At 39.0% G+C, this 15,966-nt stretch carries 15 protein-coding genes; 3 read left to right on the forward strand and 12 right to left on the reverse strand.

Annotation, left to right across the window (positions count from 1 at the left end):
- Positions 1 to 345: 345 nt before the first annotated feature.
- Genes hemG through pepQ form a run of 4 tightly spaced genes read right to left on the reverse strand, consistent with a single transcriptional unit; the run spans position 346 to position 4,328 of the window.
- Positions 346 to 876, reverse strand: a complete 531-nt coding sequence (gene hemG / locus NBG71_RS15925) for a menaquinone-dependent protoporphyrinogen IX dehydrogenase (RefSeq protein WP_099660250.1) — start codon at positions 874 to 876, stop codon at positions 346 to 348.
- A 20-nt stretch (positions 877 to 896) separates the two neighbouring features.
- On the reverse strand, positions 897 to 2,348 hold the full coding sequence (gene trkH / locus NBG71_RS15930) for a Trk system potassium transporter TrkH (RefSeq protein ID WP_036914641.1): 1,452 nt from the start codon (positions 2,346 to 2,348) through the stop codon (positions 897 to 899).
- A 25-nt stretch (positions 2,349 to 2,373) separates the two neighbouring features.
- On the reverse strand, positions 2,374 to 2,994 hold the full coding sequence (locus tag NBG71_RS15935; RefSeq protein WP_075672313.1) for an IMPACT family protein: 621 nt from the start codon (positions 2,992 to 2,994) through the stop codon (positions 2,374 to 2,376).
- Positions 2,994 to 4,328: a Xaa-Pro dipeptidase gene (gene pepQ / locus NBG71_RS15940; RefSeq protein WP_156733003.1), complete on the reverse strand. Its 1,335-nt coding sequence runs from the start codon at positions 4,326 to 4,328 to the stop codon at positions 2,994 to 2,996. The genes NBG71_RS15935 and pepQ overlap by 1 nt, the downstream gene beginning before the upstream one ends.
- Positions 4,329 to 4,596: 268 nt before the next feature.
- Here pepQ and fadB point away from each other — a divergent pair, with 268 nt between their 5' ends.
- Together fadB and fadA are read left to right on the forward strand one after the other, a co-directional pair.
- Complete coding sequence (fadB, locus tag NBG71_RS15945) at positions 4,597 to 6,777, forward strand: fatty acid oxidation complex subunit alpha FadB (protein WP_156733002.1); 2,181 nt, start codon at positions 4,597 to 4,599, stop codon at positions 6,775 to 6,777.
- A gap of 11 nt (positions 6,778 to 6,788) precedes the next feature.
- Positions 6,789 to 7,952, forward strand: coding sequence for an acetyl-CoA C-acyltransferase FadA (gene fadA / locus NBG71_RS15950; protein WP_196563841.1), 1,164 nt, complete (start codon positions 6,789 to 6,791; stop codon positions 7,950 to 7,952).
- Positions 7,953 to 8,102: 150 nt separating this feature from the next.
- Here fadA and fre read toward each other — a convergent pair whose 3' ends face one another.
- The 3 genes from fre to pepE all read right to left on the reverse strand — a co-directional run bounded on the left by fre (position 8,103) and on the right by pepE (position 11,135).
- Positions 8,103 to 8,804: an NAD(P)H-flavin reductase gene (gene fre, locus NBG71_RS15955; protein WP_075672305.1), complete on the reverse strand. Its 702-nt coding sequence runs from the start codon at positions 8,802 to 8,804 to the stop codon at positions 8,103 to 8,105.
- 15 nt (positions 8,805 to 8,819) lie between these two features.
- A complete protein-coding gene (gene ubiD, locus NBG71_RS15960; RefSeq protein WP_075672303.1) occupies positions 8,820 to 10,289 on the reverse strand; it encodes a 4-hydroxy-3-polyprenylbenzoate decarboxylase in 1,470 nt (489 codons plus the stop codon).
- Positions 10,290 to 10,409: 120 nt separating this feature from the next.
- Positions 10,410 to 11,135: a dipeptidase PepE gene (pepE, locus tag NBG71_RS15965; protein WP_023583493.1), complete on the reverse strand. Its 726-nt coding sequence runs from the start codon at positions 11,133 to 11,135 to the stop codon at positions 10,410 to 10,412.
- Positions 11,136 to 11,423: 288 nt separating this feature from the next.
- Here pepE and rfaH point away from each other — a divergent pair, with 288 nt between their 5' ends.
- Positions 11,424 to 11,924, forward strand: a complete 501-nt coding sequence (gene rfaH / locus NBG71_RS15970) for a transcription/translation regulatory transformer protein RfaH (protein ID WP_099660253.1) — start codon at positions 11,424 to 11,426, stop codon at positions 11,922 to 11,924.
- Positions 11,925 to 11,986: 62 nt separating this feature from the next.
- Here the strand turns inward: rfaH and tatC are convergent, their stop codons facing one another.
- The 5 genes from tatC to NBG71_RS15995 all read right to left on the reverse strand — a co-directional run bounded on the left by tatC (position 11,987) and on the right by NBG71_RS15995 (position 15,965).
- A complete protein-coding gene (tatC, locus tag NBG71_RS15975) occupies positions 11,987 to 12,769 on the reverse strand; it encodes a Sec-independent protein translocase subunit TatC (protein WP_075672299.1) in 783 nt (260 codons plus the stop codon).
- Between the two features lie 3 nt (positions 12,770 to 12,772).
- Positions 12,773 to 13,288, reverse strand: coding sequence for a Sec-independent protein translocase protein TatB (gene tatB / locus NBG71_RS15980; protein ID WP_075672297.1), 516 nt, complete (start codon positions 13,286 to 13,288; stop codon positions 12,773 to 12,775).
- A 3-nt stretch (positions 13,289 to 13,291) separates the two neighbouring features.
- Complete coding sequence (tatA, locus tag NBG71_RS15985) at positions 13,292 to 13,561, reverse strand: twin-arginine translocase TatA/TatE family subunit (protein WP_006535549.1); 270 nt, start codon at positions 13,559 to 13,561, stop codon at positions 13,292 to 13,294.
- 125 nt (positions 13,562 to 13,686) lie between these two features.
- A complete protein-coding gene (ubiB, locus tag NBG71_RS15990; protein ID WP_023583497.1) occupies positions 13,687 to 15,324 on the reverse strand; it encodes a ubiquinone biosynthesis regulatory protein kinase UbiB in 1,638 nt (545 codons plus the stop codon).
- Complete coding sequence (locus NBG71_RS15995; protein ID WP_075672295.1) at positions 15,324 to 15,965, reverse strand: ubiquinone biosynthesis accessory factor UbiJ; 642 nt, start codon at positions 15,963 to 15,965, stop codon at positions 15,324 to 15,326. Before NBG71_RS15995 ends, ubiB begins: the two co-directional genes overlap by 1 nt.
- Position 15,966 lies beyond the last annotated feature (1 nt).

Genomic DNA, 15,966 nt, shown 5'->3' on the forward strand with positions numbered 1-15,966 from the left:
AAGACTTGATACATCTAATATTTTAGAAGATATCGTCTCTGCGAGTGCCCACACAGATTGTCTGATAATTTGTTAAAGAGCAGTGCAACATTCGCTGCCGTTTCCGGTCTTCTGCGTTGTTGCGAGGGGGCGTATATTACGTTATTCCTCTGAAGAGTCAAGAGTTTTTTCAAACTTTTTTCTTTTCTCCTCGCTGTCCTTCGTGGCTGTTGTCAGCTCATCGTCGGTCAGTGGATGCGCATTATAGGGAGTTCCCGGATTAGCGCAAGTGTTTTTTTAAAATAATTTTCTGTTCGTTCAAAACTCCAACAAGACGTATAAAAACCCCACAGAAAAGATTAAATATCACTCAATTTTGGCAAAATACGTCGCAAATTCGCTTACTTTATTCCAATCCGTATATTCAATTTCTTTTGTTGGATCAGTTTCACCTTTTGTCATCTTCATAATTAATTGGATCATGACTCTATCAATCCATTTATAACGAGGATAAAAAAGTGCACCAGCAAATACACCGGTTAATGCTGGTTTCCATGGAGTCTTATCTAAAAACTTACGCATATAAGCATTCGTCTCGGGTGTATTCTTTTCTGCTTTTCTTGCCGTAAGATTAACGCCAAAGAATGCGGACGGCATACTATTCAATTGTGCAAGATGACGAGTGATAAATTTATCGAGAGCTTTATTAAAGTAACCATAACGAATTGAAGCGCCTACTAAGACTTTACTATAAGCAGACAAATTTAAACTCTGCTGAACAGAGGTTAAATCTCTCACATCACATTCATGACCATGTTGTCTTAATTCATTCGCAATTTGCGTCATTATCTTTTTAGTTTGACCATCAGTACTACAATACAGCAATAGTGCGCTCATATATTACTCCTTGTATTAGGTTAATCACGCCAAAACGTTGGGGTAAATAAAACCAATAGTGTGAAAACTTCTAGTCGCCCAAACAGCATTGTCACGACAAGTATCCATTTTGCAGCTGGATTCATTGTCGTGAAGTTGTCAGCGACAATACCTAATCCAGGGCCAAGATTATTTAATGTGGTTGCAATAGCAGAAAATGCAGAAAATTCATCAACACCTGTCGCTATCAACAACATTAAGCTAATAATAAATACCAACGCATAAGCAGAGAAGAATCCCCACACGGCTTCAATAATACGTTCAGGTAATGCTCGATGACCAAGTTTGATGGTATAAACAGCATTGGGGTGAACAAGACGTTTTAATTCACGATTCCCTTGTAGGAATAAAAGCAAGATACGAATGACTTTCAATCCCCCACCCGTTGATCCTGCACAGCCACCAATAAATGCCGAGCATAATAATAGAAGAGGTAAAAATGCAGGCCATTGTGCAAAGCTATCCGTGGCAAAACCTGCTGTTGTCGCCATAGAGACAACTTGGAAAAAAGCCTGATTTATGGTTATCCATCCTGTGTCATATACAGAATAAAGCCATAAAATACCGCTACAGATAATGACTAATCCCAATTGAATTGAGATAAACATACGAAATTCAGGATCACGCCAATAGATATTTAAACTTCTTCCCGTTAATACGGCAAAGTGCAAACCAAAGTTACACCCAGAGATCAGAAGGAATACACCAATAATGATGTTAATGGTTGGACTATTAAAATAACCGATACTGGCATCGTGAGTAGAAAACCCACCAATTGCAATAGTTGAAAAGCTATGAGAAATAGCATCAAACACATCCATACCTGCAATCCATAATGCTAAGGCACAAATGATGGTTAATAAGACATAGATAAGCCAAAGTGCTTTCGCTGTTTCTGCAATTCGGGGGCGCATTTTATTATCTTTCAATGGCCCCGGCATTTCTGCACGATATAACTGCATTCCCCCAACACCTAAAAGTGGAAGAATAGCGACAGCTAATACAATGATCCCCATCCCGCCTAACCATTGAAGCATTTGGCGATAAAACAAAATAGCTTTAGGTAATGAATCTAGCCCCACAAGCGTCGTGGCACCAGTCGTAGTCAGTCCAGAGAAAGACTCAAAAAAGGCATCAGTAATAGAAAGGTGAGGTTGTTCAGAAAAGATAAACGGCAATGCCCCTACACTACCCAGTACCGTCCAAAATAAGACAACAATAAGAAAGCCTTCTTTAGGCTTAAGCTCACTTTTTTTATGTCGATTGGGGATCCACAGCATTAACCCAATGATCAATGCAACAATAAATGTTTGGCTAAATGCACGCCCTGCACCATCTCGATATATTAATGCGACAATACCGGGAATGATCATCGTGACAGAAAATAAGATAACAAGCAGTCCGACAATACGGGTTATTGAACGAAAATGCATTTAGCGATTTCCTTGGTAGCAAAGATTATTCATTTTTATCTAACGGGATTAATTGCATACTGCCACGACTGATATCTCGTAGTTTAACTTCAACTTCACCGCTATGCATGGCAGGCAATGAAAGTATAAAAGTGACTTTATCAGTATATTCACTTGAAAGTACTTGCCCATGATATTGTTCAACGACTTGTTCAAGTAATGAAACAAGTGAATATTCACACGCTACACTAAAACGCAACTGTGGCACTTTCGTTTTTGTTGGCAAAAGCTTTAATGCTTGTTGAACGCCACTGCCATAAGCCCTAACCAATCCGCCTGTTCCTAATTTGATCCCCCCGAAATACCGAACAACCACAGCGGTGACTTCTCCCATTCCACTCCCTAAAAGAGGTGCAAGAATAGGTTTTCCCGCAGTACCAGTTGGCTCACCATCATCAGAAAAACCTAATTGTTGTGAGTCATCGGGTCTTCCTGCAACAAAAGCCCAACAGTGGTGCCTGGCATCAGGAAATTGCTCTTTAATAGACTGGATATAAGCTTTTGCTGCATCAATACCTTCAGTGTGAGCAATAAATGTAATAAAACGACTCTTCTTTATTTCTTCACTGAATTCTACGGTTTCAGCGGGGATCAAATATGCTTTCATCAGGCTAAGTGTAAATCTCTGGTCATATTTTCAATTTTGTTATCGTGGATAATAATATTATCTTCAATACGAATACCACCAAATGGTTTGAAATGTTCAATCAGCTTCCAATTGAAATGAGTACTGTATTTCCCTTCTTTCCAAGGCGCTAATAGAGAGTCGATAAAGTAAAACCCAGGTTCAATTGTTAATACCATGCCCGGTTCAACGATACGTGTGCAACGTAAGAATGGATACATTGCAGGAGCTGCTAAGTGAGTTCCTTTATCATCTTGCATAAAACCAGCCGCATCATGAACTTGCAGACCCAAAGCGTGCCCTAAACCATGAGGTAAAAATGGTGTAGTTAATCCAGCGCTCACCATCTCTTCTTCACTAACACCTTTAACAATGCCGTATTTATTAAGTAATCCAGCAATACGTTGATGCATTTGAACATGATATTCAGTATAACGCACACCCGCTTTCATCGTCGCAATCAACGCTTGTTGTGCATCATTCATATCTTTAACTAAAGAAGTAAACTCATGATTTTCTTTTGCGCTATAAGTACGAGTGATATCGGCTGCATAACCATTATACTCTGCACCCGCATCAATAAGGAAACTACGATATTCATCTGGTGATTCATGATCTAACTTTGTGTAATGCAAAACAGCCGCGTGTTCATTTAAGGCGACAATATTGCCATAAGGTACATCAGTATCACGATGACCTGTTGCCATTAAATACGCCATATTAATATCAAACTCACTTAACCCTGCTTGGAATGCTTCGCGAGCAGCAATATGTCCATTAACGGCCATTTTTTGTGCTTCACGCATACAAGCTAATTCATAACCTGTTTTATAGGCACGATAGTAATGATAATAATTCAGAAGAGATTGATTGTTGATATTATCAATACTCACACCTAATGATTCTGCTCGCTGCGTATTTGGACCAATATAAGCAGTATTTTTATTAATATAAGGTGCGAGCTCTTTTTGAATATCATCAACATTTTTAAGATGAATTAACTCAATTTCATGAGTCCAATAGCTATTTGGTAAAGCTTCAACACTGTGCCAATAGTCCACTGGGGAATAGAACCATAATTTAGGTTTATTAACACCATCAGCTAATAACCAGCAATGTGGTACATCGGTCACAGGCACCCATGCTTTAAAATGCGCATTCACTTTAAAAGGATAATCACTATCATCAAGGAAAACTCGAATAGGTTCACCAGAATGAATTAATACAGAATCAAGATGGTGTCTGGATAAAGCATCACGAGTACGATTTTGTAGAGTTTTGATATGTTCTTGGTACAGAGAGAGCAATTTTTCCATTATTAATTACCTTATCTTATTCATTGTTAATGATTCAGCTTAACACGCCAACTCTTTTAGTGGCTAACCCCATAGCAAAAATAGATTATTGCCAATTTATCTCCTCCTCTTTTTAACAAACTTAGCAATAACATAGAATTCAATAAGTTGAATAGTTTCACTGTGATCACCCTTGCAGTTTTTTAATCAAATATTTGCATTTATTTAACATAGTATTCACACTCTTAATATCTGGTCATACCAGTCTATATATTTAGGGGGAATACAAATGCTCTATCAAAGCGAAAATATTCAAGCCGATTGGGTGAAACAAGGTATTGTTGAACTCATTTTTAACGCCAAAGGTTCTATTAATAAATTAGATACCAAAACGGTTGCGATGCTAAGCGAGGCTTTAACGGTATTAGAAGCAACACCTGGCCTAAAAGGCGTTATCTTGCGTTCAGAAAAACCGGCTTTTATTGTCGGTGCTGATATTACTGAGTTTTTATCCCTTTTTGATGCCCCTGAAGAAGAATTATCTCAGTGGCTACATTTCTCTAATCAGATTTTTAGCAGACTTGAAGACTTACCTGTTCCTACTGTCTCAGCTATTAATGGCTATGCCCTTGGTGGGGGGTGTGAATGTGTACTTGCTACTGACTTTCGTATTGCTTCCCCTGATTTACGTATTGGTTTACCAGAAACAAAACTTGGGATCATGCCGGGTTTTGGCGGTTCGGTACGTCTTCCTCGTTTAATTGGTGTTGATAACGCATTAGAAATCATTACTGCTGGTAAAGATGTTGATGCTCAAACAGCACTTCAAAATGGATTAATCCAGGCCATTGTCCCTCTAGATAGCTTAAAAGAAAGTGCTATTTCATTAATCGAACAAGCAATTGAAGGCAAAATTGATTGGAAAGCGGCACGTCATCCCAAAACAGCACCATTAAGACTAACAGAGCTTGAACATAAAATGTCTTTCAGTGTAGCTAAAGGTATGGTGATTAAAGTAGCGGGTCCTCACTATCCAGCGCCTATCACCGCTGTAAAAACTATTGAAAAAGCAGCCTTCCTAAATAGAGATGAGGCACTGGCTCTCGAAACTGAAAACTTTGTTAAGCTCACACGCACTGATGTGGCAAAAGCCTTAGTTGGTATTTTCCTAAATGATCAGTACGTCAAAAATATCACGAAAAAACGTCATGCCGAATTACCTAAGCAGGCTGCTGTACTAGGTGCAGGGATCATGGGGGGAGGAATATCCTATCAATCAGCCTTGAAAGGCATTCCTGTTGTAATGAAGGATATTAACCCCAAATCCCTTGAACTGGGTATGAATGAAGCGTTAAGCCTGTTGCAAAAACGCCAAGAAAAAGGTCGAATGAGTGCCGTAGATATGGCGAAAACTCTCGCCTCTATTCAACCAACATTAAATTATGCCTCTGTTAGTGATGCGGATGTTGTTGTCGAAGCCGTTGTTGAAAACCCAAAAGTAAAGGCAACTGTGCTTGCAGAAACAGAAGCACTATTAGCTGATAACGCGATCCTTGCATCCAATACTTCAACCATTCCCATTTCATTACTCGCAAAATCCTTAAAGCGTCCTGAGAATTTCTGTGGGATGCACTTCTTTAACCCTGTTCATCGAATGCCACTAGTCGAAATCATAAAAGGCGAAAAAACCAGTGAAGAAACCATTAATCGTATAGTCAGTTACGCCAGTAAAATGGGCAAAACACCGATTATCGTTAATGATTGTCCCGGCTTCTTTGTAAACCGAGTTCTCTTTCCTTACTTTGCAGGATTCTCTCTCTTACTAAGAGATGGTGCTGACTTTATTGCTGTTGATAAAGTGATGGAAAAGGTATTTGGCTGGCCTATGGGACCGGCATACCTACTTGATGTTGTTGGTATTGATACGGCAAATCACGCTCAAGCCGTAATGGCACAAGGTTTTCCTGATAGAATGGGCGCAATTGAGCGAGATACGATTGCCCTTTTATATGAGCAACAGCGATATGGCCAGAAAAATAATCATGGTTTCTATAATTACTCTATTGATAAACGAGGTAAAAAACAGAAATCAGTTGATGTTCAAATTCAAACACTTATCCAACAAAATGCAGGCAAAACGCAAGAGTTTAGCCAAGATGCAATTATCGCTCGCATGATGATCCCAATGATCAATGAAGTTATCCGTTGTTTAGATGAAGGTATTATTGCCTCACCAGCAGAAGCGGATATTGCATTAGTCTATGGTTTAGGCTTCCCTCCTTTCCGTGGTGGTGTATTCCGTTACCTTGATACTGTCGGATTAGCGCAATTTGTTACAGATGCACAGCAATACGCATCATTAGGGCCACTTTATCAAATCCCTGAAAGCTTAAAACAAAAAGCACAACGCAATGAAACCTATTATCCAAAACCAGCAAAAGTAGATGTTAACATCAGAGAACTCGCTTAAGGAGAGATGAAATGGAAAAGGTTGTCATAATTGATGGTATTCGTACTCCAATGGGACGCTCAAAAGGCGGTGCATTTCGCCATGTCAGAGCGGAAAATCTCTCTGCTCACCTGATGCAAGCACTACTAAAACGTAATCCTAATATTAATCCAAATGATATCGGTGATGTTATTTGGGGCTGTGTGCAACAAACCTTAGAGCAAGGCTTTAATATTGCTCGTAATGCGGCGTTATTGGCTGAACTTCCACACAAGGTTCCAGCAGTCACCGTTAACCGGTTATGTGGCTCATCAATGCAAGCATTACATGATGGTGCGCGCCAAATTATGCTGGGTGATAGCCAAGTGGCTTTAATTGGTGGTGTTGAACATATGGGCCATGTGCCAATGACTTATAATGCCGATTTTAACCCATCACTTAATCTTTCTGTCGCTAAAGCTTCATTTTCAATGGGGCTAACCGCAGAGATGCTAGCAAAATCATTCCAAATTTCACGAGAAGAGCAAGATAAATTTGCTTATCGCTCTCACCATTTAGCGGCGATTGCAACACAACAAGGCTATTTTGATAATGAGATCATTGCAATTAATGGTCATGATGCAACGGGTAACTTTATCAATGTAAAAAATGACGAAGTTATTCGTTATAACCCTAGCCTTGATGATTTAGCACAACTTAAACCTGTATTTGATCCCGCAACAGGCTCTGTAACAGCGGGTAATTCATCCGCGGTTTCTGATGGCGCATCCGCTATGTTTATCACTAGTGAACGTTACGCTAAAGAGCACAATTTAAAACCTCGCGCCGTTATTCGTGCCATGGCAGTGACTGGATGTGATCCCGCTATTATGGGATATGGCCCTGTTCCTGCAACAGAAATCGCATTGAAAAAAGCAGGATTAACATTAAATGATATTGATATTTTTGAGCTAAATGAAGCTTTTGCCGCTCAGTCATTAGCCTGTATGAAGAAAATGAATTTGCTCGATAGTATCGATGACAAAATTAATTTAAATGGCGGAGCAATTGCCTTAGGACACCCTTTAGGTTGTTCAGGCTCTCGAATAACCACTTCATTATTAAATATTATGGAGCGTAAAGATGCACAGTTTGGCTTAGCCACAATGTGTATTGGATTAGGGCAAGGTATTGCAACGATTATAGAACGTATTTAACTCGGTATTCGGTATATCCACGTTCTTATCGTTAAGAAAGTATTCTTTTCGATTGCATGGTTAGAAACCATTTTCCCGCCGTCAGGGGCGGGTTTTTTTTATGGTTTTAAAAACGAAAATAATAACAAATAACGAGATACTCTTGTTTTATCAGATAAATTCAAAGGCATCGCTAAATAAACGTGTTTTATCTGCATTACGCTCATTACAGAAACGATCTCTAGCAATTTTAGCCATCTCAAAACGTCCAGCAATGTAAATATCGTATTCTGATAAATCACCGAAATCTTCGCTTATTGCCGTTAATACTGTACCTTTTCGGCCTCGCCATGCTTCATCTGGTTGCTCAACCACAGGAACCACAGATAAAGACGGATGTAATTCTGATAATTCTTGTAATTCATTAAGATCATAGAGATGAACGCTTTCTCTTCCGCCCCAATAAATCGTAATAGGTCGCTGTGGATTTTCAGCTAATGCAGCCAACAAAATTGAGTGGGTATAAGAAAATCCTGTACCGCCAGCAATTAATAATAGAGGTCGTTGACTCTCTTTTTTAAACCACGCATTTCCATGAGGGATATCAATGGTAAGCTGCTGTTTTTCTAATATCACATCAAGCACTGCCATCGCATAAAGATTGAGTTCAGACGCACCAATATGAAGTTCAATAAAGTCTTTATTTTCAGGTATAGATGCAATAGAAAAAGGACGTTTATCACGTTCATCCATAACCGCTAAAAGATATTGCCCAGCCTGAAAATCAAATTCGCCATCGGGTAATAGCCTTACCCGATAAACCGTATCTGTCATCGGCTCAACAAGTGAGACTTTACAATTCAGTATTGCCATGTTGTTCCTCTGTTATTATTTAAGAATATCGAGCTGTTCCCAAATAGTATCGACTCGTTGCTTAACTTCATCAGACATCACAATAGGTCTACCCCATTCTCTATCTGTCTCACCCGGCCATTTATTGGTAGCATCAAGACCCATTTTTGATCCTAATCCAGAAACAGGGGAAGCGAAGTCGAGATAATCAATAGGCGTATTTTCCATCATAATGGTATCTCTCGCAGGATCCATTCTGGTCGTGATTGCCCAAATCACATCTTTCCAATCTCTTGCATTGACATCATCATCGCAAACAATCACAAATTTGGTGTACATAAATTGCCGTAAATAAGACCAAACTCCCATCATTACGCGTTTAGCATGACCTGCATACTGTTTCTTCATTGTCACAACCGCTAAACGGTAAGAACACCCTTCAGGAGGTAGATAAAAATCTACAATTTCAGGAAACTGTTTTTGTAAAATCGGAACAAGTACTTCATTTAACGCAACACCTAATACTGCGGGTTCATCAGGCGGACGTCCGGTATATGTTGAATGATAAATTGCATCTTTACGGCGTGTTAAATGCGTAATGGTAAACACAGGGAAAGAGTCAATCTCATTATAATATCCTGTGTGGTCACCATATGGGCCTTCAGGGGCTAATTCTCCGGGTTCAATGTAACCTTCAAGAATAATTTCAGCACTTGCAGGCACTTCAAGATCATTTGAAAGACATTTTACAACTTCTGATTTATTACCACGCAATAAACCAGCGAATGCATATTCAGATAAAGTATCTGGTACAGGTGTTACCGCACCTAAAATAGTGGCAGGATCTGCCCCTAATGCTACAGAAACAGGGAACCGTTCACCGGGGTGTTTTTGGCACCACTCTTGAAAATCTAAAGCACCACCACGATGCGATAACCAGCGCATAATCACTTTATTTTTACCCAGCACTTGCTGACGATAAATACCTAGATTTTGGCGCTCTTTCAATGGACCGCGAGTCACCGTTAATCCCCAAGTAATTAAAGGTGCTGCATCTTCAGGCCAACAATGCATAACAGGGATCTTCGTTAAATCAACGTCCTCACCAGTTAAAACCACCTCCTGACAAGGGGCTTTACTCAAGCGTTTTGTTGGCATATTTAAAACTTGCTTAAATTTAGGTAACTTATCAAAGAGATCACGAAAACCTTTCGGAGGATCTGGCTCTTTTAGAAAAGCTAATAACTTTCCAACCTCGTGTAGGGCTTTAACATCATCTTGCCCCATCCCCATTGCTACACGCTCTGGTGTACCAAATAAGTTACAAAGCACTGGCATATCAAACCCTTTAGGGTTTTCAAACAACAACGCTGGCCCACCGGCACGTAAAGTTCTGTCCGCTATTTCGGTCATTTCAAGGTAGGGATCTATTTCATAGGTGATACGTTTTAATTCACCTTTTTCTTCTAATAATGAAAGGAAATCTCTTAAATCGCGGTATTTCATCATAATCTTACGAGCCAGTGAGTGAAAGAAAAGAGGGCCAATGCCCTCTTTGAGACGCTATAAGCTAAACGCATAACTCACTAAAATGCAATGCTTTTTATTTAGTAGCGTTCACTATACTTATAAACAGCGGAATGGAACCCACTCTGAAAGCAATTTAGTATCAAACTGTTCTGGGAATGTTTTTCCATGTTGGAAGATTTTAAAACCTTCATTTTTAGCGCTGTAATAATGTAATTCTTCACCTTGAATATATAAGTAACTACCTTCACGGATAGCCACAACAATCTCTTCAGGGTTAATGGCACAAAACTCTGCAATACGCTCATCACGAGTTTCACCCATATGACCACTGATAGAAGCATCAATATAATGTGGGTTAATTTGAACAGGGAATAAACCTAATGAAGGCATAATAACAGAAGAGCGTACTGGCATATCATTAGTGGTACGAATTGTTGGTGTTGCAACGTTACAACCTGCACTCCAACCAATATAAGGAATATTGCGCTCACGTACTGCACGTTGAATTGGAACAACCAATCCTTTTTCATGCAACATTTGGTTTAATAACCAAGTATTACCACCACTGACTAAAATACATTCTGCATTGTTGATTGCATCAACTTCTGAATCAAAATGTTCAATACAAGTAACTTCAATACCTAACACTTCAGATAAATCACGAGCACGTTGATCATGATCGGAACGAATAACGGCATAGGCAATTAATACAGCAGAACGAATACCGCGTTTTTTAATCATGCTATCGATATTATCTTTTGCATAACTTAACCAACGTGGATCCCCGGCAATTTTTCCGTTACTTAATAAAAAAACTTCCATTACAGAACCTCTTTATAATTATAAACAAAATTCTAAGATAATTATCTTGAAAGCTTTTTCTTGTTTTTACCATCACTTTTTTGTCAACTTGTTACCTCTATCCGAGATCCAATTGAAAGTCACAAAAACAAGCCTTTTTATTGCGTAGAAACACGGCTTTTTTGTTCTTTTTTCAGTATAAAACCACGTTACTCTATTTTTTATTTAATCCTTGATAGATACTGTTACCTTAATTATAAATTTGCTATCATCGCTTAAATTAAATTTAACTAACCTGTTGTCTCTATTATGAAAAACTGGCACTTGCTGTATTGTAAGCGAGGGCAAATTCCTCGTGCTATCGAACACTTAGAACGTCAGCAAGTGGGCTGTTTTACACCTATGGTAACCATAGAAAAAGTATTAAGAGGAAAACGCACTACCGTAACAGAACCCCTTTTCCCTAATTACCTTTTCATTGAGTTTGATCCTGAAGTGATCCATACCACGACCATTAACTCAACGCGTGGGGTAAATTCATTTGTTCGCTTTGGGCAATATCCTGTCACTGTTCCACAAGATGTAATTGACACACTGCAAATACCACAGCTTTCTTCGCTAATTTATAGTGAAGAAAATGTGCCTCATAGTGGTGACAGTGTGTTAATTACAGAGGGTATTTTTCAAGGGATCAAAGCCATATACCAAGAGCCGGATGGTGAGGCCCGTTCAATTTTACTTTTGAATATATTAAATAGTGAAGTGAAAAAATCGGTGGGAAATAAAGAATTTAAAAAAGAGTCGCTCTAGATAAAGTTAACCCAGCAATTGCTGGGCTAATATCGTATTATTTTAGAAAATCGTTTCTAAAATTATTTTTGCTGCTCTGCTTCAGCTTCCGCCTCTGCTTCCTCAGCTTCTTCATCTGTTCTTCTTCCCTTACCTACATAAAAGCGCGATACCATGACACCGATTTCAAACAGTAAATACATAGGTATTGCGAGTAAGGTTTGAGAGAAAACATCTGGAGGTGTCAATACCATACCAACAACAAAAGCCCCCACAAGAATATAAGGACGTTTTTTCTTTAAGGCATCAGGTGTTGTTACACCACTCCAGCACAGTAAAATAATCGCAATAGGTACTTCAAAAGCCGCACCAAACGCCATAAATAGCGTCATTACGAAACTTAGATATTTACTGATATCTGGAATAAAGTTAACCCCTTCAGGGGTTGTATTAACAAAGAAGCCAAACGCGAGAGGGAACACAACAAAATAAGCAAACGCCATACCGAGATAGAATAATACTGTACTTGAAACAAGTAATGGCAGCATTAAGCGACGTTCGTGTTTATACAATGCTGGTGCGATAAAAGCCCATACCTGATAAAGAATAACAGGCACAGAAGCAAAAACGGATACCATGATTGTCAATTTAATCGGAGTCAAAAAAGTAGAGGCAACATCTGTCGCACTCATATTTGACCCTTGTGGCAACTTCTCGAGTAATGGAGCCGAGACTAATTGATAGATATCGTTAGAAAAATAAACCAGCGCTAAAAAAACCACAAGAACTGACACCAAGCTATACATCAAACGCTTGCGTAGTTCTATTAAATGGCTGATCAGCGGTTGGGTATCATTTACTGCCATGTTTTAATGCTCACCATTGACCTGATCAGTTGTTTTTTTCTCTAATGTTACTGGTTGAGTAACAGGAACTTCTGTCTTTGTAACACTTTCTGCCACAGGTTTATGGCGATTAGCATCATCATTAACTTCATCAGCTTCAGCAAGTGCGGCTAAATCAGAAGGTGAAGGTTCCGTAGAGTCGGTTTTTACAGACTGCTCTTTCGTGGAGTCTGGCGTTGTAGGTGTTTGATAAGTTTGTTTTAAAGACTGTGCAGCCTCTTTTAACTCATCCATAGACGCTTTCAGCTCTGGCGATAGCGTTTGCAAATTTGCTTTCTCTTCAACTTTTTTCAAGCTCTCTTGGAGTTCTTGAAGCTTGAGTTCTTGAGTAAGCTCATTTTGTACATTCGCAGCCAAAGAGCGTAACGCCCTTACCCAGCCAGCAATTGTTTTTACTGCTACGGGCAAACGTTCTGGCCCCAGAAAAACAAGACCAATCACCATGACCAATAGCAGCTGACTAAAACCAATGTCAAACACGGTTTATACCTGCTCTTTGTTTTTGCTCTCAGTTGTAGACTTCTCTTCTGTTGAAGTCTTCTGCGCTAAATTTTTAGTATCAAAATCTGCGTCGTTATTTGTTTTTTCAGCGTTGTTGGTGTCTTTATCTGCAGCTTCGTCACCAATCGCTTTTTTAAAGCCTTTCACTGATGCACCTAAATCTGAGCCCAGTGTGCGCAGTTTATTTGTACCAAATAATAAGACAACGATGACAGCGATGATGAGTAATTGCCAAATGCTAATACCGCCCATTTTATGTTCCTCAACTATTTTCGGGGTTATACTTAATAACAGTGCCCATTATATACAACGAATTCAATTTTCGGGAATCTTGAATTCATCTTTTAACTTGTTCAAAGACAAACTTTGATGTGTTTTTATTGTGCATTACCAGATCTAAACCAACCCAAAATCCATGCAAGAAGACCTAAACTGATAAAAACACTGAATAATGTTTTAAAACCAGAAACAAAAAACAGGCTACCGCATAAAAACAGTGTTGTACCTATACCCAATAAAAATAGAGACTGTCTCTGTTTGACTCTTTGCGAACTTATTTGTTCCGTCAATTTATCTAGCGTTAACTTCATATTTTTATGTTGCTTCAGACTATCATAAACCAACTCTGGTATCTCTGGCATTTTTTCAATCCAGTAAGGCGCTTTGCTCTTTATACCATTCACTAATGCCGTGATACCAATCTGACTATGTAACCAATCTTCTAAGAAAGGTTTGGCCGTTTTCCATAAATCCAATTGTGGATATAGCTGGCGACCCAGCCCTTCAACATAAAGCAATGTTTTTTGAAGTAAAACTAACTGCGGTTGTACTTCCATATTGAAACGACGTGCAGTATTGAAAAGATTGAGTAACACATGCCCAAATGAGATCTCAGAAAGTGGCTTTTCAAAAATCGGTTCACACACAGTACGGATCGCAAATTCAAAATCTTCTACATTGGTATCTGCTGGCACCCAACCTGAATCAACATGTAACTCCGCAACTTTCCGATAATCGCGGTTAAAGAATGCTAAGAAGTTTTCAGCTAAATAGCGTTTATCTTCTTTATTTAATGAGCCAACGATACCGCAATCAATACCGATATAATATGGATTTTCAGGGTGATCATAACTAATAAACACATTACCAGGATGCATATCAGCATGGAAAAAACTGTCTCTAAATACCTGAGTGAAAAAGACTTTTACGCCACGCTCGGCAAGAAGCTTCATATTCGTCTTTTGTGCATTCAACGCTTCAATGTCAGAAACGGGAATACCATAAATACGCTCCATTACCATCACATTTTCATGGCAATAATCTGAATAAACTTCAGGAATATACAACATAGAGCTATTTTCAAAATTACGACGTAACTGAATAGCATTAGCCGCTTCACGCAGTAAATTTAGCTCATCGAGTAATGTTTTTTCGTATTCGCGGATCACCTCTTTTGGTCGTAAACGACGACCATCAGGTAAAAATGGTAATAAATTTGCCAAGCGATACATCAAACGAATATCCGCTTTGATCACCGGTTGAATGTCAGGGCGAATAACCTTTAGAACCACTTCTTTACCGTTTTCTTTTAATTTTGCAGTGTGAACCTGCGCAATAGAAGCGGAAGCCAGTGGAGTTTCATCAAAATCATCAAACCATTGGTCGATAGGGCCACCAAATGAGTTTTCGATATATTGTCGTGCTTTCTTACCATCAAAAGGAGCAACTTTGTCTTGCAATAAAGCAAGCTGGTCAGCGATTTGAGGAGGGAAAAGATCACGTCGAGTTGATAACATTTGGCCTAATTTAATCCAAACAGGGCCTAATGTTTGCAATGCGAGTCGTAAGCGTTCACCTAATGGTTTTTCTGGATGTTTATTTTTGATCCAAAATAGTGCTCGGCATCCTAATCTTGCAGGTAAAGTAATTCGGTGTTTAGGAATTAACTCATCAAGCCCATAAGATAAAAATACCTGAATAATATGATAGAGGCGCTTTAACTCACTAAGGAGCATTATTTTTTCTCCAATGTGCCTAACCGTTTTTCCAGCTCGGCTGTTTGCTGTGCAAGTTCTTCTATTTCATCATAAAAATGGACTGTCTCTAATGCACTAGGTGCGGTTTTCCACTCTTCAATTAATGCGTCACGTAAATAATCTTTTTGATGACTTAAGAGTGAAGAAAATAACTGAACCCCCTTTCCTGCAACAACAGTCAGGCTTTGTGCCGCAATATCACCGATATAAGGTGCTAAATATTGCGCGGGATCCCACTGCGCCATATCCAATAATGCAGACCAATTTTGAACAACCTGCATATCACCATCAATAGTGATATCACCACGGTTGATTAATTCTGACATTTTTTGACGGTCACGAAGCTTAATCAGAGTTAATAATTTTGTTTTTATCAAACAATCAGTTTCATCATCCCACTGACTTAATACGTCAACTTGTTGTTCACTAAAAACTAAGTAGATGGAACGAGGAAACTCATTGATAGAAAGCGCCAACACTTTGCCCGCAAGACGATTGCGGGCAGGTTTAAGCACATTTTCCTGATATAAAACGTGATTAAGTGCTGTTTCCATTGATGCTGTTAGCAGCGGATACAGTACTTGAGAAGCAATATCATGAGAAAAAGTGGCTTTTTCCATC

The sequence above is a fragment of the Proteus sp. FZP2095 genome (assembly GCF_023701425.1).
GTDB lineage: Bacteria > Pseudomonadota > Gammaproteobacteria > Enterobacterales > Enterobacteriaceae > Proteus > Proteus cibarius.